This window comes from Rhizobium sp. RAF36, from assembly GCF_052114105.1.
Classification (GTDB): Bacteria; Pseudomonadota; Alphaproteobacteria; order Rhizobiales; family Rhizobiaceae; genus Rhizobium.
In genome coordinates this window covers 17,271-40,118 of the sequence record NZ_JBFREC010000011.1, presented here as the reverse complement: position 1 = coordinate 40,118, position 22,848 = coordinate 17,271, and the positions used below count along the sequence as shown (strand labels likewise).

At 61.2% G+C, this 22,848-nt stretch carries 19 protein-coding genes; 14 read left to right on the top strand and 5 right to left on the bottom strand.

Going from position 1 to position 22,848, the window contains the following annotated elements; translation table 11 throughout:
* Positions 1-120: 120 nt before the first annotated feature.
* Positions 121-1,674 carry a sigma-54-dependent transcriptional regulator gene (locus tag AB4Z25_RS26505; protein WP_112538664.1) on the bottom strand — a complete coding sequence of 518 codons (1,554 nt, stop codon included), beginning with the start codon at positions 1,672-1,674 and terminating at the stop codon, positions 121-123.
* 208 nt (positions 1,675-1,882) lie between these two features.
* On the opposite strand from AB4Z25_RS26505, the gene AB4Z25_RS26500 reads away from it, so the two are divergent.
* The 3 genes from AB4Z25_RS26500 to AB4Z25_RS26490 all read left to right on the top strand — a co-directional run bounded on the left by AB4Z25_RS26500 (position 1,883) and on the right by AB4Z25_RS26490 (position 5,771).
* Positions 1,883-3,736 carry a M3 family oligoendopeptidase gene (locus AB4Z25_RS26500; protein ID WP_112538663.1) on the top strand — a complete coding sequence of 618 codons (1,854 nt, stop codon included), beginning with the start codon at positions 1,883-1,885 and terminating at the stop codon, positions 3,734-3,736.
* Positions 3,737-4,041: 305 nt separating this feature from the next.
* A complete protein-coding gene (locus tag AB4Z25_RS26495) occupies positions 4,042-5,148 on the top strand; it encodes an aminodeoxychorismate synthase component I (protein ID WP_442210193.1) in 1,107 nt (368 codons plus the stop codon).
* On the top strand, positions 5,145-5,771 hold the full coding sequence (locus tag AB4Z25_RS26490) for an aminotransferase class IV family protein (protein ID WP_112538662.1): 627 nt from the start codon (positions 5,145-5,147) through the stop codon (positions 5,769-5,771). The genes AB4Z25_RS26495 and AB4Z25_RS26490 overlap by 4 nt, the downstream gene beginning before the upstream one ends.
* Here the strand turns inward: AB4Z25_RS26490 and AB4Z25_RS26485 are convergent.
* A complete protein-coding gene (locus AB4Z25_RS26485) occupies positions 5,768-6,673 on the bottom strand; it encodes a sensor domain-containing diguanylate cyclase (RefSeq protein WP_112538661.1) in 906 nt (301 codons plus the stop codon). The two genes, AB4Z25_RS26490 and AB4Z25_RS26485, sit on opposite strands and share 4 nt — an antisense overlap.
* 130 nt (positions 6,674-6,803) lie before the next feature.
* On the opposite strand from AB4Z25_RS26485, the gene AB4Z25_RS26480 reads away from it, so the two are divergent.
* The 8 genes from AB4Z25_RS26480 (at position 6,804) to AB4Z25_RS26445 (ending at position 14,989) form a co-directional block, all read left to right on the top strand.
* Entirely contained in the window at positions 6,804-7,088 is a 285-nt protein-coding gene (locus tag AB4Z25_RS26480; protein WP_112538660.1) for a YciI family protein, read from the top strand.
* A 47-nt stretch (positions 7,089-7,135) separates the two neighbouring features.
* The gene (locus AB4Z25_RS26475; protein ID WP_442210075.1) at positions 7,136-8,041 is read left to right on the top strand and encodes a heme-dependent oxidative N-demethylase family protein; all 906 of its coding nucleotides are present in this window, start codon (positions 7,136-7,138) and stop codon (positions 8,039-8,041) included.
* A 136-nt stretch (positions 8,042-8,177) separates the two neighbouring features.
* Positions 8,178-9,632: a homospermidine synthase gene (locus tag AB4Z25_RS26470; protein WP_112538658.1), complete on the top strand. Its 1,455-nt coding sequence runs from the start codon at positions 8,178-8,180 to the stop codon at positions 9,630-9,632.
* Between the two features lie 168 nt (positions 9,633-9,800).
* Complete coding sequence (gene omp10, locus AB4Z25_RS26465; RefSeq protein WP_112385525.1) at positions 9,801-10,169, top strand: outer membrane lipoprotein Omp10; 369 nt, start codon at positions 9,801-9,803, stop codon at positions 10,167-10,169.
* Between the two features lie 212 nt (positions 10,170-10,381).
* On the top strand, positions 10,382-12,253 hold the full coding sequence (locus AB4Z25_RS26460; RefSeq protein ID WP_112538657.1) for a 5'-nucleotidase C-terminal domain-containing protein: 1,872 nt from the start codon (positions 10,382-10,384) through the stop codon (positions 12,251-12,253).
* A gap of 126 nt (positions 12,254-12,379) precedes the next feature.
* Positions 12,380-13,417: a ferrochelatase gene (gene hemH / locus AB4Z25_RS26455; RefSeq protein WP_112538656.1), complete on the top strand. Its 1,038-nt coding sequence runs from the start codon at positions 12,380-12,382 to the stop codon at positions 13,415-13,417.
* A 102-nt stretch (positions 13,418-13,519) separates the two neighbouring features.
* On the top strand, positions 13,520-14,530 hold the full coding sequence (locus AB4Z25_RS26450) for an SPFH domain-containing protein (protein WP_112538655.1): 1,011 nt from the start codon (positions 13,520-13,522) through the stop codon (positions 14,528-14,530).
* Positions 14,531-14,533: 3 nt separating this feature from the next.
* Positions 14,534-14,989: an NfeD family protein gene (locus tag AB4Z25_RS26445; protein WP_112538654.1), complete on the top strand. Its 456-nt coding sequence runs from the start codon at positions 14,534-14,536 to the stop codon at positions 14,987-14,989.
* On the opposite strand, the gene AB4Z25_RS26440 is transcribed toward AB4Z25_RS26445, so the two are convergent.
* The gene (locus AB4Z25_RS26440) at positions 14,990-15,985 is read right to left on the bottom strand and encodes a KpsF/GutQ family sugar-phosphate isomerase (protein WP_112538653.1); all 996 of its coding nucleotides are present in this window, start codon (positions 15,983-15,985) and stop codon (positions 14,990-14,992) included.
* Positions 15,986-16,129: 144 nt separating this feature from the next.
* Between AB4Z25_RS26440 and AB4Z25_RS26435 the strand changes: the two genes are divergently transcribed.
* Complete coding sequence (locus AB4Z25_RS26435) at positions 16,130-17,713, top strand: outer membrane beta-barrel protein (protein WP_112538652.1); 1,584 nt, start codon at positions 16,130-16,132, stop codon at positions 17,711-17,713.
* A 3-nt stretch (positions 17,714-17,716) separates the two neighbouring features.
* Here AB4Z25_RS26435 and galU read toward each other — a convergent pair whose 3' ends face one another.
* Complete coding sequence (gene galU / locus AB4Z25_RS26430) at positions 17,717-18,604, bottom strand: UTP--glucose-1-phosphate uridylyltransferase GalU (RefSeq protein WP_112385532.1); 888 nt, start codon at positions 18,602-18,604, stop codon at positions 17,717-17,719.
* A gap of 200 nt (positions 18,605-18,804) precedes the next feature.
* Between galU and AB4Z25_RS26425 the strand changes: the two genes are divergently transcribed.
* Positions 18,805-20,028, top strand: coding sequence for a lytic murein transglycosylase (locus AB4Z25_RS26425; protein WP_112385533.1), 1,224 nt, complete (start codon positions 18,805-18,807; stop codon positions 20,026-20,028).
* An 81-nt stretch (positions 20,029-20,109) separates the two neighbouring features.
* A complete protein-coding gene (locus AB4Z25_RS26420) occupies positions 20,110-21,312 on the top strand; it encodes a DUF459 domain-containing protein (RefSeq protein ID WP_112538718.1) in 1,203 nt (400 codons plus the stop codon).
* A gap of 44 nt (positions 21,313-21,356) precedes the next feature.
* On the opposite strand, the gene AB4Z25_RS26415 is transcribed toward AB4Z25_RS26420, so the two are convergent.
* Positions 21,357-22,832 (bottom strand): glutamate synthase subunit beta, encoded by a 1,476-nt coding sequence (locus tag AB4Z25_RS26415; protein ID WP_442210070.1) that lies wholly within the window; start codon positions 22,830-22,832, stop codon positions 21,357-21,359.
* Positions 22,833-22,848: the final 16 nt, after the last annotated feature.

The following is a 22,848-nucleotide window of genomic DNA, read 5'->3' as shown; positions in this document are numbered from 1 at the left end:
GACACGATGGCAAAAATGCCACACACGATCAACCTTTTCTTTACATAGTCAACGATCGACTAACAAGTGGTTTATGAACAGTAACCGAACATGCTTGCGGGAATATTAACGGATTGTGGACTAAGCCGCGTCTTTCTGGGGATTATCGGGGTCAATGCCGTAGTCCTTCAGCTTGCGATACAGCGTCGAACGGCCGATCCCCAGTTTCCTCGCCACTTGACTCATCTGGCCCCGGTAGAATTTAAGGGCGAATCGGATCAACTCCTCTTCGACGTCAGCAAGTTTCCTCACCTCGCCGGCTGGATTGACGCTCGCGATCGCGTTTTCGGCGCTATCGGAGTGACGATGCGCAACATCGAGAACCGAGGGCGGCGGAACGCTATAATCGGATGCCGCAAACTCCGCATCGTGATCGCGATGCGTGTTGTCGGCGACCAGCGCCAGGTGATCGATCACATCATATTCCGGCAGTTGCGCCGCAATCTGCGGGAAATCAGATTCCGTCAGCTCAGAGCCTTCCGCCAGTACGACAGCACGGAAGATGGCGTTTTCCAGCTGCCGGATGTTGCCCGGCCAGTCGTAAGCCGTCAGCAGTGCCAGCGCACCGGAATTGACGGTCATGCGATGGCCGTTCTTCTGCTCTGATGAGAACCGATCGGTGAAGACGCGCACCAGATGCGGAATGTCTTCCTTGCGCTTGCGCAGCGCCGGAATCGTGATCGGGAAGACGTTGAGGCGGTAATAGAGATCCTCGCGGAAGTGGCCGTTCTTGACCTCCTCGATCAGATCCTTGTTGGTCGCCGAAATCAGCCGGACATTGACCTTATGTGCGGTGCGGGCACCGACAGTCTCGATCTCGCCCTGCTGGACGGCGCGCAACAGCTTGACCTGAACCTCAAGCGGCAGATCGCCGATTTCATCGAGGAAGATCGTGCCGCCATCGGCCTCCATGAACTTGCCGGTATGGCGCTCGGTCGCGCCGGTGAACGCGCCCTTCTCATGACCGAACAGGATGCTCTCGACCAGATTATGCGGGATAGCACCACAGTTGACGGTCACGAACGGCTTGCCGGAACGGTCGCCGGCAGACTGGATCGCCCGGGCAACAAGCTCCTTGCCGACGCCGGACTCACCTTCGAGAACGACCGGGATATTCGACTGAGCGGCGCGCTGCGCCAGATCAATGACACGAAGCATTGCTGGGCTTGCCGAAACGATATCATCGAAACCAACGACGCCGGAGCGTGAACGGCGGCCGGAGCGGGCCTTCACTTCACGCTGGTCAAGCTTCATCGCATTGGCGATCGACGTGGCGATCCGCTCGGGCGAGACAGGCTTGACGACGAAATCGAAGGCCCCGGCGCGCATCGCCTGGACGACCGTTTCGATGCCGCCCTGCCCGGTCTGCACGATCACCGGGATCTGTGTGCCGAATTCGTGCACCGCTTCCAGAAACTCGAGACCGGTCATCTCAGGCATCATCAGATCGAGCACGATGACGTTGAAGAGACCAGCATCGCGCTTGACCATCTCCAGGCCGATACGGCCGTTTTCTGCCTGATGGACGACGTGCCCGTGGCGCTCGATTGCGTTCTTCAACAGACGGCGCTGTACCGGGTCATCCTCGACCACGAGTATCTGCCCTGCCCCTTTGAGCTCATTGTAACCGGTCATTGTCGCCTCACTTCATGCGAAACCTAGGTTGCACTCTGCCTGAAAGGCTTGAACATCCAGTTTTGAGAAATAATCGCATTTTAACGATTGTGACGATGGCGATTCCGTATCGAACCGGGGCCTTTAACGCGCCGAAAGCCCCTTGATGCGGGACCTTCCGGCGCTTAGGTAGTCAGACCTGTCTTGAATGAGGAAGAGGAGCTTCGCCATGAATTTTGCGCTCAACGCTGCCGGTCTTAATTTCTCGGCAACATCTGCCGGTGGCGCGGCCGACGCTGCACTCGGCGATCTTCCGGTCTGGAAACTGCAGGACCTCTACCCCTCGGCAACCTCGACGGCCTTTACCAGCGACATGGAAAAGGCAGGCAAGAACGCGGTTGCCTTCGAGGATAAATGGAAAGGCAAGCTTGCCGAAGCCGCCACCAAGACCGGCGCCGATGGCATCGGCCAGGCGCTGAAGGAATATGAAGCGCTCGACGACATCATCGGCCGTCTCGGCTCGTTTGCCGGCCTCACCTATTTCTCCGATACGACGAGCCCTGTTAACGGCAAGCTGTATGGCGACGTGCAGGCGCGTATCACCGAATTCTCCGGCCACCTCTTGTTCTTCGCGCTGGAACTGAACCGCATCGACGACGCCGTCATGGATGCCTGCATGGAGAATGACCCGGCTGCAGGGCACTACCGCCCCTGGCTGGTCGATCTTCGCAAGGACAAACCCTATCAGCTGGACGATAAGCTGGAGCAGCTCTTCCTCGAAAAGTCGATGACATCGGCCGCCGCCTTCAACCGCCTGTTCGACGAAACCATGGCAGAGCTTCGCTATGAGATCGACGGCGAGAAGGTGCCGCTCGAGGTCGCGCTCAACATGCTGCAGGACCCGGACCCGGAAGCCCGCCACAAGGCCGCGATGGCGCTGGCCGAAACCTTCAAGGCCAACATCCGCGTCTTCACGCTGATTACCAATACGCTCGCCAAGGACAAGGACATCGCCGACCGCTGGCGCGGTTTCGAGGATATCGCCGACTCCAGGCACCTTGCCAACCGCGTCGAGCGCGAAGTGGTCGATGCTTTGGCCGCCGCCGTCAAGCAGGCCTATCCGCGTCTGTCGCACCGTTATTACAAGATGAAGGCGAAATGGCTCGGAATGGACCAGATGAATTTCTGGGACCGCAACGCGCCGCTGCCGGAAACCTCAAACGCCGTCATTTCCTGGAACGAGGCGAAGGATACCGTTCTCTCCGCCTATGGCAGTTTCGCCCCCGAGATGGCTGATATCGCCAGGCGCTTCTTCGACGAACAATGGATCGACGCGCCAGTTCGCCCCGGCAAGGCGCCGGGCGCCTTCGCGCATCCGACGGTGCCGTCGGCCCATCCCTATGTGCTCGTCAATTACATGGGCAAGCCGCGCGACGTGATGACGCTCGCCCACGAACTCGGCCACGGCGTCCATCAGGTTCTTGCCGGCGGACAGGGCGCGCTGATGTGCCAGACGCCGCTGACGCTGGCCGAAACCGCCTCGGTCTTCGGCGAGATGCTGACCTTCCGCGCCCTGCTCGACAAGACGGCGGACAAGCGCGAGCGCAAGGCGATGCTCGCCCAGAAGGTCGAGGACATGATCAACACGGTCGTGCGCCAGATCGCCTTCTACGAATTCGAGCGCAAGCTGCACACGGCCCGCAAGGCCGGCGAACTGACCTCCGACGATATCGGCGAACTCTGGCTGTCGGTTCAGTCAGAGAGCCTCGGACCGGCGATCAAGATTTCCGAGGGTTACGAGACTTACTGGACCTATATCCCGCACTTCATCCACTCGCCCTTCTACGTCTATGCCTACGCCTTCGGCGACTGCCTGGTGAACTCGCTCTATGCCGTCTACCAGAAGGCGGACAAGGGCTTCCAGGACAAGTATTTCGAGCTCTTGAAGGCCGGCGGCACCAAGCACCATTCCGAACTCCTGAAGCCCTTCGGCCTGGATGCCACCGATCCGTCGTTCTGGAGCAAGGGACTGTCGATGATCGAAGGGCTGATCGACGAACTGGAAGCTTTGGATAAGGGCTGAAGCGATAGGCCTCCTTCTCGCGGGGGGAAGGTGGACGAAAGGCGATCAGCGAGACGGCTTTCCGCATCTCAGGCGGGTTACGCCGTCCTTACTGCCGTCCAAGAGAGAACGAATGACGCCAACCCACCCACTCCCTCATTCCTGTGCTCGTCACAGGAATCCAGCCACGGCGCGTCTGCGCCGTGAAGTGGCTCTTCCGCGCCCAAGGACTTGGGCGCACTGGATTCATGTGACAAGCACAGGAATGAGGGAGGCGTAAATTGAGCCCATTCATCCTCTTCCGCGACGACACAACCGATCAGACGATGCTCTTCGCCGAGCCGTCCGAAACCATAATCGCGAACGACCGGGCCGAATTCTTCTCCGCCCTGCAGCGAATGCAGGACGCCAAGGCCGCAGGCAAATGGCTGGCGGGCTACATCTCCTACGAGGCCGGCTACCTCTTCGAAGACAAGCTCGCCCCGAAACTCCCCACCGATCGCCAGTCACCACTCCTCTGCTTCGGCGTCTTCGACGGCCCCGCACCGGATGACCATCCCCTGTCGCAGCCGGTGCGCCGCCGCGACAACGAGGAATTCCTGACAGCCCCGAAAGCCGGATGGGATTTCGAGACATACAGGAAGCGCTTCGACCGCCTCCACTGGCACCTGCGCCAGGGCGATTGCTACCAGGCGAACCTGACGATGCCTGTCGAAGCGCGCTGGAGTGGCGATCCGCTCGCCGCCTTCTGGTCGCTGATCGAGCGCCAGCCGGTCAAATACGGCGCCTATGCCGATTGCGGCGGTCCGATCATACTCTCGCGCTCGCCGGAACTCTTCTTCCGCACCGATGAGGACGGCTGGATCGAGACGCATCCGATGAAGGGCACCGCCCGGCGCGGGGCCGATGCGGCAGAGGATGAAGCGATCAAGGCCGCCATGCTGGCCGATGTGAAGACCCAGGCCGAAAACCGGATGATCGTCGATCTCCTGCGCAACGATATCTCGCGCATCACCGAAGTCGGCACGCTCGACGTGCCAAAACTCTTCGACATCGAGAGCTACCCCACGGTGCACCAGATGGTGAGCCATGTGCAGGCGAAGCTGCTTCCCGATCTGACGATCCGCGATATCTTTGCCGCTCTCTTCCCCTGCGGCTCGATCACCGGCGCCCCCAAACTCAGCGCCATGCAGATCCTCGACGATCTCGAGGACCAGCCGCGCGATGTCTATTGCGGAGCGATCGGCATGATTGCCCCCTCGGGCGCCATGCGCTTCTCCGTCGCCATCCGCACCATCAGCCTCTTCGAGGACGGCCGCGCCGTCTTCAATGTCGGCGGCGGGATCGTCTTCGATTCCACCGCCGAGGCCGAGTATGAGGAGTGCCTGTTGAAGGCGCGCTTTGCGATCGGCGATCAGGAGATTGCCCGATGAGCGATTTCTCGCTGATCGAGACGATGCGCTGGGATTCGGAAGTGGGCTTCACCCGGCTGCGGCTGCATCTCGCCCGCCTCGAACGCTCTGCCCGCCGTATCGGTTTTCCCGCCCCTCGGGCTGCGGCCGAAGCTCTGCAAGAGGCGGTTCACGATGCGGCGGCCCCGCTCCGTGTCCGGCTGACCTTCGACGCCAATGGCCGGATCGAGGTGACCAGCGCCCCCTTCGTGCCGTTGGCGCCTGACACCATCTGGAAAGTGAAACTCGCCGCCCAACGCCTTGATAGCAGCGACAAGCTGCTGCGCATCAAGACGACCCGCCGCGAGGTCTATGAGACGGCGCGGGCGGAATATGCAGCCGCTGACGCCGACGAAGTGCTGATGCTCAATGAGAAGGATGAGGTCTGCGAGGGTACCATTACCTCGGTCTTCCTCGATGACGGCTCCGGCATTCTGCGCACGCCACCGATCTCCTGCGGCTTGCTGGCCGGCGTGCTGCGCACCGAGCTGATCTGCCAGCGCAAGGCGCGCGTCGGCCGCATCGGTCTTGCCGATGTCGCCGCCGGCAAGCTCTACATGGGCAACTCGCTGCGCGGATTGATCCCCGCCATGCTCCTGCCTTAGGCGACGATCTTCAGCCGATCGCGGCCGCTCTGCTTGGCAACATAGAGTGCCTCGTCCGCCCGCGCGTAGATCTGCTGCACCGTATCGCCGATCCTGAGCTCTGCCAGCCCGGCGGAGCAGGTATAGGAAAATGCCGGCGAAGCCAGCAGCGGCCGCGCAACGCGGACACGGTCGAGCACCCGGTCGACGATCTTCTCCCCCTGTTCCAGCGTCGTATCCGGCAAAACCAGCATGAACTCCTCGCCGCCGATCCGCCCGAAACTGTCGCGGCGACGGACCATCGGCTGGACGCGGCGGGCAAAATCGATCAGCACCAGATCCCCCACCTGATGGCCGAAGCTATCGTTGATCCGCTTGAAGAAATCGAGATCGATGATGCACATGCAGCCACTGATCGACATGGCCGAACCCTGCCGCAGGATCATGTTCTCAACCGCCGCCATCATGAAACGCCGGTTCGAAATGCCCGTCAGCTCGTCGGTCTGCGATGCTTTCAGTGCGAAGTCGCGATCCTGCCGGAGATCGCGCTGGCTGGTCTTCATATGCGTGATGTCGCTGGCGATACAGAGCATCCAGCCGTCGCGCTGAACCGTCTCCGTCATCCAGAACCAGCGGCCATCGACGACATCGGTCTCGAAGGCGCGGAACGGCAGCTTGCCGCGGCGCGATTGCGCCGAAATCAGCCAAGCCTCGAAATCGGCTGTACGGATGATCGTACCGCGTCCGGCCTTGGTGTTGCGGCGCATGAGTTCGGCCCATGTGGGCGTTTCGTCCGGCTCAATGGCGAAGATGGAGCGAAAGGCGGCGTTCGCATATTGCAAACGGTCATCCTGATCGTAGAGCCCGATCAGCACGGCACTTTCTTCCTGCAACTCCGCAAGCCGCTCCGATATCTGGGTCATCCGATGGTCCCGGGCGTGCTGTGGCGATGTGTGGCACATTGCGGCGAAAGTCTAAAAAGAAGATGGATGGACCAGTCCCATTTCGGTTATCAACAGCCTCATAACGGCACACAGCTTTCAGGATCGGAACATGTTCATTCTCTCCCTCACCTACGTGAAGCCCAACGAGGAGGCCGACAAGCACATGGAGACGCACATGGCCTGGGTGAAGGAAGGCTATGCAAAAGGCTGGTTCCTCGCCTCCGGCCGCAAGGTCCCGCGCACCGGCGGCGTGATTTTCGCCACCGGCGACCGCGCCGATATCGAAGCCTACGTCGCGGCCGATCCTTTCACGCTGCACGGCGTTGCGGAGTATGAGGTGACGGAAGTGGCATTGACGACGGTCAATGAAGGGCTGGAAGCTTTGAAGGGATAAGCGCTTTACTCTTGCATCAAACCTAGCAAATCGGCAGTTTCCTGACAATGAAACTTCCCGCTTACACACCCTATGATGGATCATCCAGGCCCTTCACCATCGGCCTGATGCCGCTCGATATCGGCAGGTGGATCGAGCCGGATGCCGATCTGGCGCGCTATCTCGGCGAGAAGCGTGGCCTCATCGGTGTCCATCGCGAAGACGTGTTTGTCGCCGAAGACGATACGCTGGCGGCGCAGGAAGAATGTCTGGCACTGCTTGCGGATTATCTCTGCTCTGCCCATCCCGATCTGTATGCCCGCCACGGCAGCGTTATTGAAACAGCGGGTACCAAAGTTGATCTCGCCGACAGCACACTGCCGCCGCTGGTGAAAGCCGGCCTCCTTGTTGCCGATGATCTCGTCATCATGCGCCGCAAGGATGATGGCTGGCATTTGGTCGCAGGCCACGTCTCCTTCCCGTCTTCCTGGTCGCTGCAGGAAAAGTTCGGCCGTCCGATGCAGGCGATCCATGCGGATGTGCCCGGTTTCAGCGAGGGCACGCGCAACGCGGCGCTGATCACCCGCATCTTCGACAATCTGCAGGTCACCCAGCCGGTCGAGCGGATGAATTGGTCGGTCAACACGACTGGAGATCTTTTCCTGCCGCTCTCCAAGCACCGCCGGCCGCCATCCTCCGACGATTTCACGCTCGCCGACCGCTTCGCCCGCGTCGAGCGGCAGACGCTGCGCAAGCTTCCCGTCTCAGGCGATATCGTCTTCACCATCCGCGTCTATGTCGATCCGATTGCAGCGATCGAACATCACCCGCGGGCCGCGGAACTCGCCTCAAGCTTCGCGTCACAACTCGACGCGCTGGACGAACATCAGGCCGCCTACAAGGGATTGACGCTGCAGAAAGCTGACCTCGTGCAGAAGCTGCACAGCCTTGCACAGCAGCTGGCGCCCGCCTGATATTTGCTTTCCCGGACCAAACGCTCTTTATTGTGACGCCATTTTATGGTTAGAGCCGGTCACTTCGCTTATTTTCAGCGCATTTTGAAGAATTCTTGAGGCTGATTGCCTTCGCCGCCTTCCACAGGAGAAAAGAATGACGGAACAGACCCACCCGGTATATGCCGAAATTACCGGCCCGATCGTGATGATCGGCTTTGGCTCCATCGGCCGCGGCACGCTGCCGCTGATCGAGCGCCACTTCAAGTTCGACAAGAACCGGTTGGTTGTCATCGACCCGCGCGAAGAGCCGGGCGACATGGAAATCCTCAAGAAGCACGGCGTCCGTCACATCAAGGAATATGTGACGAAGGACAACTACAAGGACCTCCTGAAGCCGCTGCTGACCGAAGGCGAAGGCCAGGGCTTCTGCGTCAACCTCTCGGTTGACACCGGCTCGCTCGACCTGATGAAGCTCTGCCGCAAGCTTGACGTTCTCTACATCGACACCGTCGTCGAGCCGTGGCTCGGCTTCTATTTCGACAAGAGCATGAAGAACGCCGACCGCACCAACTACGCGCTGCGCGAAACCGTGCGCAAGGAAAAGGAAAAGAACCCGGGCGGCGCAACGGCCGTTTCCACCTGCGGTGCAAATCCGGGCATGGTTTCCTGGTTCGTCAAGCAGGCGCTGGTCAACCTCGCCAACGACACCGGCCTGAAGTTCGAAGAGCCGGATCAGCATGACCGCGAAGGCTGGGCCAAGCTGATGAAGAAGCTTGGCGTCAAGGGCGTCCACATTGCCGAGCGCGACACGCAGCTCACCAAGACCCCGAAGCCGCTCAACGTCTTCTGGAATACCTGGTCGGTCGAAGGCTTCATCTCCGAAGGCCTGCAGCCGGCGGAACTCGGCTGGGGCACCCACGAAAACTGGATGCCGAAGAACGCCAAGAAGCACAAGAAGGGCAACAAGGCAGCGATCTACCTGGAACAGCCGGGCGCCAACACCCGCGTTCGTACCTGGTGCCCGACGCCTGGCCCGCAGTACGGCTTCCTCGTCACACACAACGAATCCATCTCGATCGCCGACTATTTCACGGTTCGCGACAAGGACGGCGAAGTCACCTTCCGCCCGACCTGCCACTACGCCTACCATCCTGCCAACGACGCTGTTCTCTCTCTGCATGAGATGTTCGGCAACGGCGGCACGGCGCAGCCTGTGCACCACGTTCTCGACGAGGACGAACTGGTCGAAGGCATCGACGAGCTCGGCGTGCTGCTCTACGGCCACGAGAAGAACGCCTACTGGTTCGGCTCGCGCCTGTCGCTCGAAGAAACCCGCCGCATCGCGCCGTACCAGAACGCCACCGGCCTGCAGGTCACCTCGGCCGTTCTCGCCGGCATGGTCTATGCGCTCGAAAACCCGAAGGCCGGCATCGTCGAAGCCGACGAGATCGACTACAAGCGCTGCCTCGAAGTGCAGCTGCCTTACCTCGGCCCGGTCGAAGGACACTACACCGACTGGACCCCGCTCGATGGGCGCCCGGGCCTCTTCCCCGAGGACATCGACACCAAGGATCCATGGCAGTTCAAGAACATCCTGGTTCGCACGTAATCGCGAACCGGTAGAGACAAAATGCCCGCCGAAAGGCGGGCATTTTTGTAACGCCTGCTGTGTAATTTCGCTTGCAGCTTGTAGAAGGCTTGCCTTGGCGGCCGCCCCGCGCCATGTTTTTTCCAGAACTTGCGGATATCGTCCGCCGCCAATCGCCGGAGAAGCTTTATGAAGTTGAGAAATATTGCCGCGCTCGCGGCTGCAGCAGCAGCGCTCGCAGCTTGTGTTTCCTCTGATCCCCGTCCTATGCCGGTTTCCACCCGTGCCGCGCCAACGGGCGTCGAAGGCGCATGGCGCGATCCGAACGGCATCGTCTCCACCTTCCAGGCTGGCACCTTCACCACCCGCACGACCGACAGCAACCAGCTGCTGGCATCCGGTACCTATGTGAACACCGGGCCGTCTCTGGTGGAAATCAACATGACCTCGCTGGTGCGCAAGACCCAGTCCAAGGTCAACTGCGCACTGGTCAATCAGGGCCAGCTGAACTGCACCTCGGATGCCGGCGCGCAATTCACGCTGACGCGCAGCCTGTAACCGCGCTTCACCGATTACCGAGAATGAAAAGCTCCCCTTCGCGGGAGCTTTTTTGTTTACCGCCACTTGGAAAGCGCGAGCATTGGCCCAGCTTTTCGCTTGCGGTTGCGCAGGTGAGATGAAAACATCCGGCGCGCCGGGTAAAAACGGCTAAGAGGGATCGGCGGAACAGCCAGGGGTAAGCGCTGCCGCCGGAAAATCAGGAGAACAGGATGACGAAATCCTTTAGTTTCGGTCTGCTGACGGCATCCATGCTGGCGCTCAGCACGGGCGCGGCTTTCGCCGACTATCAGCTCAATATTCTTCACATCAACGATTTCCATTCCCGCATTGAATCGATCAACAAGTTCGATTCCACCTGCTCTGCCGAGGAAGAAGGCAAGAAGGAATGCTTCGGCGGCGCCGCCCGCCTGAAGACCGCGATCGACCAGCGCCGCCAGGCCCTCTCCGGCCAGAACGTGCTGCTGCTCAACGCCGGCGACAACTTCCAGGGCTCGCTGTTCTATACGACCTACAAGGGTGCAGCCGAAGCCGAAGTGCTGAACGCCATGAAGTTCGATGTCATGACCGTCGGCAACCATGAATTCGACGACAGCGAAGACGGCCTCGCCACCTTCCTCGACAAGGTGCAGTTCCCGGTCATCTCGGCTAACGTCCTTGCCGGTGACGGCTCGAAGCTCGGCGACCGCATCAAGCCATCGCTGGTTCTCGATGTCGGCGGCCAGAAGGTCGGCATCGTCGGCGCCGTCACTAACGATACGGAAGAACTCTCCTCGCCTGGCCCGAAGGTTCTGATCGCCGACGACGTCGCCTCGATCACCGCAGCCGTTCAGGAGCTGAAGGCACAGGGCATCAACAAGATCATCGCGCTGACCCATGTCGGTTATCCGCGCGACCTCTCGGCAATCGCCAAGATCCCCGATGTCGACGTCGTTGTCGGCGGCCATTCGCATAGCCTGCTGTCGAACACCGATCCGAAGGCCGAGGGCCCCTATCCGACGCTGGTCGACAACCCGGGCGGCTACAAGGTTCCGGTCGTTCAGGCCGCATCCTACAGCAAGTATCTCGGCGATCTCGTCGTCGATTTTGATGACAACGGCGTCGTCAAGAGTGCCAAGGGCGATCCGATCCTGATCGATTCGACGTTCACCCCGGATCCGGCGCTCACCGCCCGTATCGCCGAGCTGGCAAAGCCGATCGAAGACCTGCGCAAGAAGGTCATCGGCGCGTCGGAAGGTCCGATCGAGGGTGATCGCACCATCTGCCGCGTCCAGGAATGCTCGATGGGCAATCTGGTGGCCGATGCCATGCTCGACCGCACCAAGAGCCAGGGCGTCCAGATCGCCATCCAGAACGGCGGCGGTCTGCGCGCCTCGATCGATGGCGGCGAAGTCACCCAGGGCGAAGTCATCACCGTTCTGCCGTTCCAGAATACACTGGCAACCTTCCAACTGACCGGTGCCGACGTCGTCAAGGCGCTCGAAAACGGTGTCAGCCAGATCGACCAGGGTGCCGGCCGCTTCGCGCAGGTTGCCGGTCTGAAATACAGCTTCGACATTTCCAAGCCGGTCGGCAGCCGCGTCAGCGATGTGCAGGTCAAGGACGGCGATAATTTCGTCGCCATCGATCCGGCCAAGACCTACGGCGTTGCGACCAACAACTTCATGCGCGCTGGCGGCGATGGCTATTCGATCTTCGACACAGCAGGCAAGAATGCCTACGACTTCGGCCCCGATCTCGCCGATGTCACTGTCGGATACCTGACGGCGCACAACCCCTACAAGCCCTATACCGATGGACGCGTGACGGCGATCGCAGCCGCTGGTGCCGCCGCACCGGCAGCCCCTGCTGCGGCTCCGGCAGCAACAGCACCGGCCGCGGCTCCCGCTGCGGCACCGGCTGCGGCTGCTCCGGCAACGGCAACGCCCGCCAGCCACGTCATTGCCGCTGGCGACACGCTCTGGGATCTCGCCAAGCAGTTCTACGGCAATGGCGAGCTCTGGAGGAAGATCTCCGAAGCCAATGGCAGCCCGAACCCGCGCCGCCTGATGGTTGGCGAAGAGCTGAAGCTTCCGGCGAAGTAAGACGATTTGTCCCGATCTCGAAAGCCGGTCCGGGGTTCCCCGGGCCGGCTTTTCTACTTATAGGGTTGAACCAATCACGTCCGGCTGCGTATGAGCCGGCGAAGACATGAGAGCGTTGGGGCCAGAATGACGACCGCTGAAATTTCGAACCGCCCGGCGGAACACCCGCCTGTGACCTTCGGCAAGGTGGGCGTGCTGCTCGTCAATCTCGGAACGCCCGACGGCACCGACTACAGCTCGATGCGCCGCTACCTCCGCGAATTTCTGACAGACAAGCGTGTCATCGAATGGTCGCCCTGGAAATGGTACCCGATCCTGTTCGGCATCGTGCTGAACACCCGCCCCGGCAAGGTCGGCAAGGCCTATGAGCTGATCTGGAACAAGGACAAGGATGAGAGCTACCTACGCACCTATACGCGCAGCCAGTCGGACCTGATGGCCGAGCGCCTGAAGGACCTGCCGAATGTCGTCGTCGATTGGGCGATGCGCTACGGGAACCCGTCGATCGCCTCGAAGATCGACAGCCTGAAGGCCGCCGGCTGCGACCGTATCGTGCTCTTCCCACTCTATCCGCAATACGCCGCAGCAACCACGGCAACGGTAAACGACAAGGCGTTCCAGAAGCTGCTCACCATGCGCTGGCAACCGGCCCTGCGTACCATCCCTGATTATCACGACGACGAGACCTATATCGAGGCGCTCGCCAACTCGGTGACCAACCATCTCGCCACGCTGGACTGGAAGCCGGAGATGATCCTTGCCTCCTTCCACGGCATCCCGATGTCCTACTTCAAGCAGGGCGATCCCTATTACTGCCAGTGCCAGAAGACCGGCCGCCTGCTGCGCGAACGTCTCGGACTGCCGAAAGACAAGTTCATGGTCACCTTCCAATCCCGCTTCGGGCCTGAGGAGTGGCTACAGCCCTATACCGACAAGACGGTCGAGAAGCTGGCGCAGGACGGCGTCAAGAAGATCGCGGTACTCAACCCCGGCTTCGTGTCCGACTGTCTCGAAACGCTGGAAGAGATTGCCGAGCAGGCAGCCCACTCTTTCCACGAGAATGGCGGCGAGAAATTCGCGCATATCCCCTGTCTGAATGACAGCGAAGACGGCATGCGCGTGCTCGAAAAGGTGGTGCGGCGTGAGCTTCTTGGCTGGGTCTGACCCAGCCAGCGGCTTTTTGTTGCGGATCATTGCAAATAACGGGATAAGTCTCCACGTTTGATGTGTGCCGGATATTCCGGCAACAACCGGTGGAGGAATTTCATGGTCCTGGGCGGCTTCGACATCGTCGTCATCGCACTCGTCATCTTCGTTATTCTGGTGCTCTTTGCGGGCATCAAGACGGTGCCGCAGGGCTATCGCTATACGATCGAGCGCTTCGGCCGCTACACGCGGACGCTGGAGCCCGGCCTCAACCTGATCACCCCCTTCATCGAGCGCGTCGGCGCCAAGATGAATGTCATGGAACAGGTGCTGAACGTGCCGACCCAGGAGGTCATCACCAAGGACAATGCCTCGGTCTCCGCCGATGCCGTGTCCTTCTATCAGGTGCTGAACGCCGCACAGGCCGCCTATCAGGTCTCGAACCTCGAAAACGCCATCCTCAACCTGACGATGACCAACATCCGATCGGTCATGGGCTCGATGGACCTCGACGAGCTGCTTTCCAACCGCGACGCGATCAACGACCGCCTGCTGCGCGTCGTCGATGAGGCCGTGCATCCCTGGGGCATCAAGGTCACCCGCGTCGAGATCAAGGACATCCAGCCGCCCCGTGACCTCGTCGATGCCATGGCCCGCCAGATGAAGGCCGAGCGCGAGAAGCGCGCCCAGGTTCTAGAAGCCGAAGGCTCGCGAAACGCCCAGATCCTGCGCGCCGAAGGCGCCAAGCAGTCGGCGATCCTGCAGGCCGAAGGCCAGCGCGAAGCCGCCTTCCGCAACGCCGAAGCGCGCGAACGCTTGGCCGAAGCCGAAGCCAAGGCGACGAAGATGGTCTCCGAAGCGATCGCCGCCGGTGACGTCCAGGCAATCAACTACTTCGTGGCGCAGAAATACACCGAAGCCCTGACCTCAATCGGTTCGGCCCCCAATTCCAAGGTCGTGCTGATGCCCATCGAGGCATCCTCTATTCTCGGCTCGCTGAGCGGTATCGGCGCCATCGCCAAGGAAGTCTTCGGCGACGGCAGCACCCCACCCGCCCCGCAGCCTTCCCGCCAGGTCACCCAGCGCAGCACGCCACCCGTAAACCCGTTCAACCAGAACCCGGAGCGCTGACGCATGCTGGCACGCATCGTTGCAGAGCTTGGCCCGTGGAGCTGGTGGGTGATCGGTCTAATCCTGCTGGCCGCCGAAATGATCGTGCCCGGCTTCTTCCTCGTCTGGATCGGGCTTGCGGCGCTCGCCGTCGGCGTCCTTTCGTTTCTGCTATGGGACGCAGGCTTCTGGGTCTGGGAAGTGCAACTGATCCTTTTCGCGGCCTTTGCCGTGGCGACAACTTTCGTTGGCCGCAAGCTAACGCTGCGCCACGACGCAACGGACGAGCCCTTCCTCAATCAGCGCGGCGCGAGCCTTGTCGGCCGCACGGCAACGCTGGCTGAACCGATCCGCGAGGGACGTGGCCGGATTCGTCTCGACGATACGATATGGCAGGTCATGGGGCCCGACCTTCCGGTCGGCACCCGCGTCAAGGTCGTCGCCAGCAATGGCCGCGACCTGACGGTTGAGGCCGCCTGATCAGGCGACGCCAATCCGCAAGAGATCGTGGAAATGGATGAGCCCGACCGGGCGGTTGTCGTCATCGACGACGATCAGCGCTCCGATATGGTGCTTGTTGAGCAGTGCCAGCGCAGCGGTTGCCAGCACTGACGGCTTCACCACCTTCGGCGTCCGCGTCATAATGTCGTCGACAACAAGTTCGGCCAGATTGCGCGTCAGATTGCGCGCCATGTCCCCTTCGGTCACGATGCCGCAAAGCCGGCCGTCCTGATCGAGAACGCCGACGCAGCCAAAATGCTTGCGCGACAGAACCTGGATCGCATCCGGCATCGGCGTACCCTGCGGCACCAACGGCACGCGCTCGCCGGTATGCATGATGTCACCGACATGCGCCAGGCTGGCGCCGAGTTTCCCGCCGGGATGAAACACATGGAAATCGCGCGCCGTGAACCCGCGCGCCTCAAGCAGCGCTACCGCCACTGCATCGCCGACTGCCAGCTGCATAAGTGTAGAGGTGGTTGGCGCGAGACCGTTCGGGCAGGCTTCCTCCTCGTTCGGAACGAGAAGCACCACATCCGAGGCCTTGGCGAGTGACGATTCCGCGCCGCAGGTGATCGAGATCAGCGGGATGGAAAACCGGCGGGTATAGGAGATGATGCTGCGAAGCTCGGCACTCTCGCCGCCCTTGGAGATCGCCAGAACCAGATCGTCCCTGGCAATCATGCCGAGATCGCCGTGATTGGCTTCGGCGGCGTGTACGAAGAAGGCAGGCGTTCCTGTCGAGGCGAATGTCGCAGCCAGCTTGGCGCCGATATGACCGCTCTTGCCGACGCCCGTCACAATCACCCGGCCGCTGATGCCGCCGATCGTTTCGACCGCTTGGGAGAATGGGCCGGAAAGCCCGTTGTCGAGCGCGCGCTCGAGCGCCTCGAGACCGCGCCGCTCCGTCGTGATAGTCCGCTTCGCGGATTCCAGCACACTGTTCTCGGCCAGATTGACAGCTTTCCTCATCATGCGCCTGCGTTAGCGCTTTTCACTGTGGCTGTCCATTGCTGTCTCGGTCGAAACGACGGCCCGGAGCACCAGTCTAAACGAATGATTAACTATGACGTTTTACTTTCAGGTAACGAGTTGAAGCATGCCACACGCGGATTCTGAATGGGCAAGGAACGTGATACGAGCAGTTTGACGCCGCTCCGTGCGACGCGCTTTGCCGTGTCTGCCGTTCTCCTGGCCGCCGCAGCATTGCCGCAGTCCGCGTTCGCCCAATCGGCGCAGAGCTACGGCAGCGGCACATCTGGCTACTCATCCTCCTCCCAATATTCCTCCGGCGGCAACACCGGCGGCCAACAGACACAGGCGGCCGACCTGGATGGCGATGGTGTTCCGGATCCGGGCCAGCCCGGCGTGCCCTCCCCCGATGACACCGCAACCGGCACCCAGACCGGCGCCGCCCAGCAGAACGGCGCGTCATCCACGACGGCATCAGGCGATCAGCAGCCAAGCGACGAGACGACAGGCTCGATCCTCGACGAGGACATGCGCCGCCTCAACACCCGCGAACCGGCGATCGACGAACGCCGTCTGCCGCGCAAGGCCGACGATGCGTTGACCGAGAAGGATACCGACGGCATCCGCATCGGCACCTTCATCTTGCGCCCATCGATTACGCAGTCGATCAATACCGAGACGACCAAGGAAAATGGCACCAAGGAAAGCCGCGGCTTCCTGCAGACCGATGGCAACGCGACACTCACCTCCGACTGGGCGCTGCACCAGCTGACCGTCACCAGCCAGGGCAGCTGGCAGCAGAATATCAGCGGCGAAGGCGAAGAGCAGCCCTCCTTCCAGATCGACGGCGATCTGCGCCTCGATCTGCCAGAGGATACGGTCGCGCATCTGAAGGGCGGCTACCGCTTCTACCGTGAAGACACCGACGATCCTAACGCGATCTCCGATGCCAGCAAGCAGTCGAATGTTCAGGAATTCAGCACCGGTGCTTCAATCGAGCGCGACTTCGGCGTGCTGCGCGGCACCACCGAACTCGATGTCGTCAGGACCATCTATTCCGACGTGACGCTCGCCAACGGCACGGACGTTTCCCTCAGCGACCGCGACCAGACCGCTGGCACCCTCCGCGCCCGCATCGGCTATGAGCTCTCCCCGGCACTCATCCCCTTCATCGAGGGCACTGTCGGCAAGACCGCCTACGACGAGACCCGCGACAGCTCAGGCTACGCCCGCTCCGGCAACAGCTACGGCGCCAAGGCCGGCGTGCAGGTCGATCTCGGCGAGAAGCTCAGGGGCGAAGTCAGCGCCGGATACGAAACCGCAAGTTTCGACGATGACCGCCTGGCCTCGATCGATACGGCGACTGTCGACGCCAATATCCTCTGGTCGCCGCTGCGCGGTACCAATGTCAATTTCGACCTGCAGACCAGCATCCAGCCTTCCACGACGCCGGGGCTGAGCGGCTATGTCTCGCACGCCTTGACGACGACGATCACGCATCAGCTGCGCGACAACCTGCAGGCAACGGTTCTGGGTGGGGTGATGCTGCGCGACTATCCGGCCGGAGCGAGCAGCGATGAGACGGTCTATACGACGAGTGCCGGTCTCATCTGGAACATCAACCGCTATCTCGATCTCACCAGCACTCTCGGCTACGAGCTGACGACGCGGGATGAAGGCACCGACTCGCAGCAATGGCGAGCCGGTGTCGGTTTGCGGCTGAAACGCTAGGCCTTAAAGACCCTTCAGCAGAGCCTTGAAGCCGTCTTCGACGGTCGGGCGGATATCCGCGCGGTCGAGCGCGAAGGCGACGTTGGCGAGGATGAAACCATCCTTGGCGCCGCAGTCATAGGTCGTTCCCTTGAAGTGATAGCCCGCGAAATCCTGCGACGTCAGAAGCTTCAGCATGCCGTCGGTCAGCTGGATTTCGTTGCCCGCGCCGCGCTCCTGGGTTTCGAGAATCTTGAAGACCTCCGGCTGCAGGATGTAGCGGCCGTTGATGAAGAAGTTCGACGGTGCCGTACCCTTGGCAGGCTTTTCGACCATGCCGGTGATGCGGAAGCCTTCACCGATCGCCTCGCCGACACCGACGATGCCGTATTTGTGCGTCTGATCCGGCTCGCATTCTTCGACGGCAATGATGTTGCCGCCGCTCTGAGCATAGAGATCGATCATCCCCTTCATGCAGCCCTTGCCCTCGGCCTTCATGATCATATCAGGCAGCAGCAGCGCGAAAGGCTCGTCGCCGACGATCTCGCGGGCGCACCAGACGGCGTGCCCAAGACCAAGCGGCTCCTGCTGCCGGGTAAAGCTGACAGTACCTGCTTTCGGCAGCTGGCCGGCCAGCAGCGTCATCTCGGCCTTCTTGCTGCGCTCGCGCAGCGTCTGCTCCAGCTCGAAATGGATATCGAAATAGTCTTCGATGATGTGCTTGTTGCGGCCGGTGACGAACACGAAATGCTCGATACCCGCTTCCAGCGCCTCGTCGACCACATACTGAATGATCGGTTTATCGACGACGGTCAGCATTTCCTTCGGAACGGCTTTGGTTGCCGGAAGGAACCGCGTTCCAAGACCTGCGACCGGGAATACCGCCTTACGAACCTTTTTCTGCTGCGTCACGTAGAACCTCCTGGGGGGCTTATCGCTTTGAACTCAAGCTATTTGGGGTGAATTAAGCTAAATTCGCTACTGTTTTACAAATGATGACGGGAAGACGTTGTCATGGTAAAGAATTTGTTGACTTCGTTCCGGTAGTCTCGGGTCCGGACGGAATGCCCCTCCGCCGCACTTGTAACAGAGATGACGGATACGGACTGCCGATGACCAAAAATCACAAATACTCCCTTCGTGGTCTTGCTCTCGCCCTCGTTGTGACCGCTTCCGCCGGATTGGCTCCGCATAACGCAGCCGCCGACCAGCGGTTCCAAAAGTGGATCGCGGACTTTTATCAAACTGCCGCGCAAAATGGCATCAGCAAGGCAACGTACCGCAAAGCCTTCGCGGGTGTGAGCGAACCTGACCCTACAGTCCTTGAAAAGGCGGCTTTTCAGCCGGAATTCACCACCAAGATTTGGGACTATGTGGATTCCCGGGTTAACCCCTACACAGTCGAGATCGGTCGCAAAATGGCCGCAAAGCACGCCTCGACCCTGAACGCCATCGAGCGCCATTTCGGCGTCGACAAGACGATCATTCTCGCCATCTGGTCGATGGAATCGAATTACGGCGCCGTGCTCGCCAAAGACGACCGCCTGCATTACGTGCCGCGCGCACTGGCAACGCTTGCCTATGCCGATGAGCGCCGGGCGAAATTTGCCCAGAAGCAGCTCATTGCCGCACTCAAGATTCTGCAGAACGGCGATATCTCCGCCGACGGCATGACCGGTTCCTGGGCCGGCGCCATGGGCCACACGCAGTTCATCCCGACCAGCTACTTGCTTTACGCCGTCGATGCCGATGGCAATGGCCATCGCGACATCTGGAATTCGGTTCCGGACGCATTGGCGACTTCGGCCAACCTCTTGGCCAAAAATGGCTGGGACACAGGCAAGACCTGGGGCTACGAAGTCCAGGTTCCCGCAAGTGCGGCCAAGCAGGCAGGCAAGACCCACACGCTGGCTCAATGGGCCGCGATGGGTCTGACCCGCCCGAACGGCAAAAGCTTCAAGGATGCTTCGACCAAGGCGCAGCTGAAAATGCCGGGCGGCCCGGGTGGCCCGGGTTTCCTGATGACCTCGAACTTCTTCACCATCAAGAAATACAATGCTTCCGACAGCTATGCTCTCGCCGTCGGTCTGCTTGCCGATGAGATTGCCGGCTATGGCGGCATGAAGCAGCGCTGGCCGCGGCCAGATGGTACGCTTGATGTGAAGGAAAAGTTCGAGCTCCAGACTCGTCTGAAGACGCTCGGCTATTACGACGGCGAAGTCGATGGCAATTTCGGCTCCGGATCGAAAGCCGCCATTTCGGCAGTCCAGCAGCGTCTCGGCATGCAGACGGATGGCGAGCCTTCGCTTCCTCTTCTGAACGCGCTGCGGCGCTAACAGGAAGAATCCGCGGCACAAATCGCGTTGTGAGTGGACGATTACGCCCACTCCATGCGAAAATGGCGCGAGATGCGGGGCATGACCATGCGGAAGTCTGATCACAAGCGGAAACTCGGCGGACGAACGCTGCTGACGGCTGCGTTGGTACTGTCGTTCGGCTTGACTGCGCCTGTCCATTTTGCCGACGCCCAGGAGCGCTATCAGCGCCGCTCGATCCTCGATTTCTTCCTCGGCCGCCGCGCCGTCGAAGAAGAATATCCGCCAGCGCCCGATGTCCAGCGGCCCCGCCCGCAGAAGAAGCGCACTGCGCCGCCCAAGGCAGCGGCTGCGCCGAAGGCTGTGGCGCCCGTGCCCGATGAGGACGTCGTTCAGAAGCAGGAAAATGCCCAGAAGATCCTGATCGTCGGCGACTTTCTGGCAAGCGGCCTTGGCGATGGCATGACCGAAGCCTTCAAGACCTCTCCCGGCGTCGTCATCGATGCCCGCGGCAATGTTTCGTCAGGCCTCGTCCGCGACGACTACTACGATTGGCCCGAACAGCTGCTGAAGATGATGGACGAGGTCAAGCCCGCCATCGTCGTCGTGATGATCGGCGCCAACGACCGCCAGCAGATGGCGATCAACGGCACCAAGGAGAAATTCCGGACCGACGCATGGTATGCCGAATACCAGAAGCGTGTGCTGAATTTCGGCAAGGAAGTGACAAGCCGCAAGATCCCGCTGCTTTGGGTCGGTCTCCCGGCCTTCGATTCGGATTCGATGACGGCGGATGCCGTGCAGATGAACCAGCTGTTCCGAAAACAGATTGAAAGTGCCGGCGGCGAGTTCGTCGACATCTGGGACGGCTTCGTCAACGAGGGTGGCGAGTTCATCGTCACCGGTTCGGATATCAACGGCCAGCAGGTACGCCTGCGCACCTCCGACGGCATCAACCTGACGCAGGCGGGGCGCCGCAAGGTTGCCTTCTATGTCGAGAAGCCGGCACGCCGCATTCTCGGCACCCAGGCAAGCCCGGACCTGGTGCGCCTCGACACCAGCAACCTGCCGAGCCTCGGCCTGCCGGAACCCAACGCGCCGCACACGCAGCCGATCAGCCTCTCCGATCCCAATCTCGACGGTGGATCCGAACTGCTCGGCGCCAAGGCACCGCCGGTATCGCTGACGAAATCGCCACGCGACATTCTGGTGCAGGACGGCATGGTCGAACAGGCACCCGCCGGCCGGGTCGATGACTACAGGCTTCCCGCTGCCAAAGAACCGAAGCAGGTTTCGGCAAAATAAAAGGGCCGCAGAAGCGGCCCTCTTCAATTCAATCTCTCATCAGATCAGCGCGGCAGAACCGTCGAGCCCATCAGCGCTTCATCGATCGCGCGCGCGGCCTGGCGGCCTTCGCGGATCGCCCAGACGACCAGCGACTGGCCACGGCGCACGTCGCCGGCGGTCCAGAACTTGTCGACAGAGGTCTTGTAGTCCTTGTCGTTGGCAACGACGTTGGTCGAGCCACGGCGGTCGGTGTTCAGCGTCAGCTTGCCGTCCAGTTCCTTGAGCACGCTGTCGGTGAACGGGCCGCGGAAGCCGATAGCGATGAAGGCGAGATCGGCCTTAATCACGAACTCCGTACCGGGAACCGGCTTGCGGCGCTCATCGACTTCGCAGCACTTCACACCGGTCAACACGCCGTCTTCGCCGACGAATTCGAGCGTTGCGACCTGAAATTCGCGGACAGCGCCTTCGGCCTGAGACGACGAGGTACGCATCTTCGTGGCCCAGAACGGCCAGACGGCGAGCTTGTCTTCCTTTTCCGGCGGCTGCGGGCGGATGTCGAGCTGGGTCACCTTGACGGCGCCCTGGCGGAACGCCGTGCCGACGCAGTCCGATGCGGTATCGCCACCACCGACGACGACGACATGCTTGGCACCGGCCAAGATCGGATCCGCCTGCCAGCCGACGCTGTCGATATTCTCGCGGCCGACGCGCTTGTTCTGCTGCACGAGATAAGGCATCGCGTCGTGAACGCCTGCGAAATCCGTGCCCGGAATACCGGCTTCGCGCGGAGTTTCCGAGCCGCCGCAATAGAGCACCGCGTCATGATCCGCCAAGAGCTGTTCGACGGTGACGTCGACGCCGACATTGACGCCGCAATGGAAGGTGACACCCTCGCCTTTCATCTGCTCGACGCGGCGATCGATGAAGTTCTTCTCCATCTTGAAATCAGGAATGCCGTAGCGCAGCAGGCCGCCGGCCTTGCTCTCGCGCTCATAGAGATGAACCTCGTGACCAGCGCGGCCGAGCTGCTGGGCAGCCGCCATACCGGCCGGACCCGAACCGATGATCGCAACCTTCTTGCCGGTGTGAACGGTCGCCGGCTGCGGGCGGATGAAGCCGAGCTCATAAGCCTTGTCGGCGATTGCCTGTTCGACCGTCTTGATCGCCACAGGCGTATCTTCAAGGTTCAGCGTGCAGGCTTCCTCGCAGGGCGCGGGGCAGACGCGGCCGGTGAACTCCGGGAAGTTGTTGGTGGAATGCAGGTTCTGGATCGCTGCTTCCCAGTTGTTGTTGTAGACGAGGTCGTTCCAGTCCGGGATCTGGTTATGTACAGGGCAGCCGGTCGGGCCATGACAATAGGGAATGCCACAGTCCATGCAGCGGGCTGCCTGCTTCTGCACTTCCGGGTCAGACATCGGGATGGTGAATTCGCGGAAATGCCGGATACGATCCGACGCGGGCTGATACTTCGCAACCTGCCGGTCGATTTCCAGAAAGCCTGTAACCTTACCCATATTTTCGTCCCTTACCCTCATGACCGCCTCGCCTGCG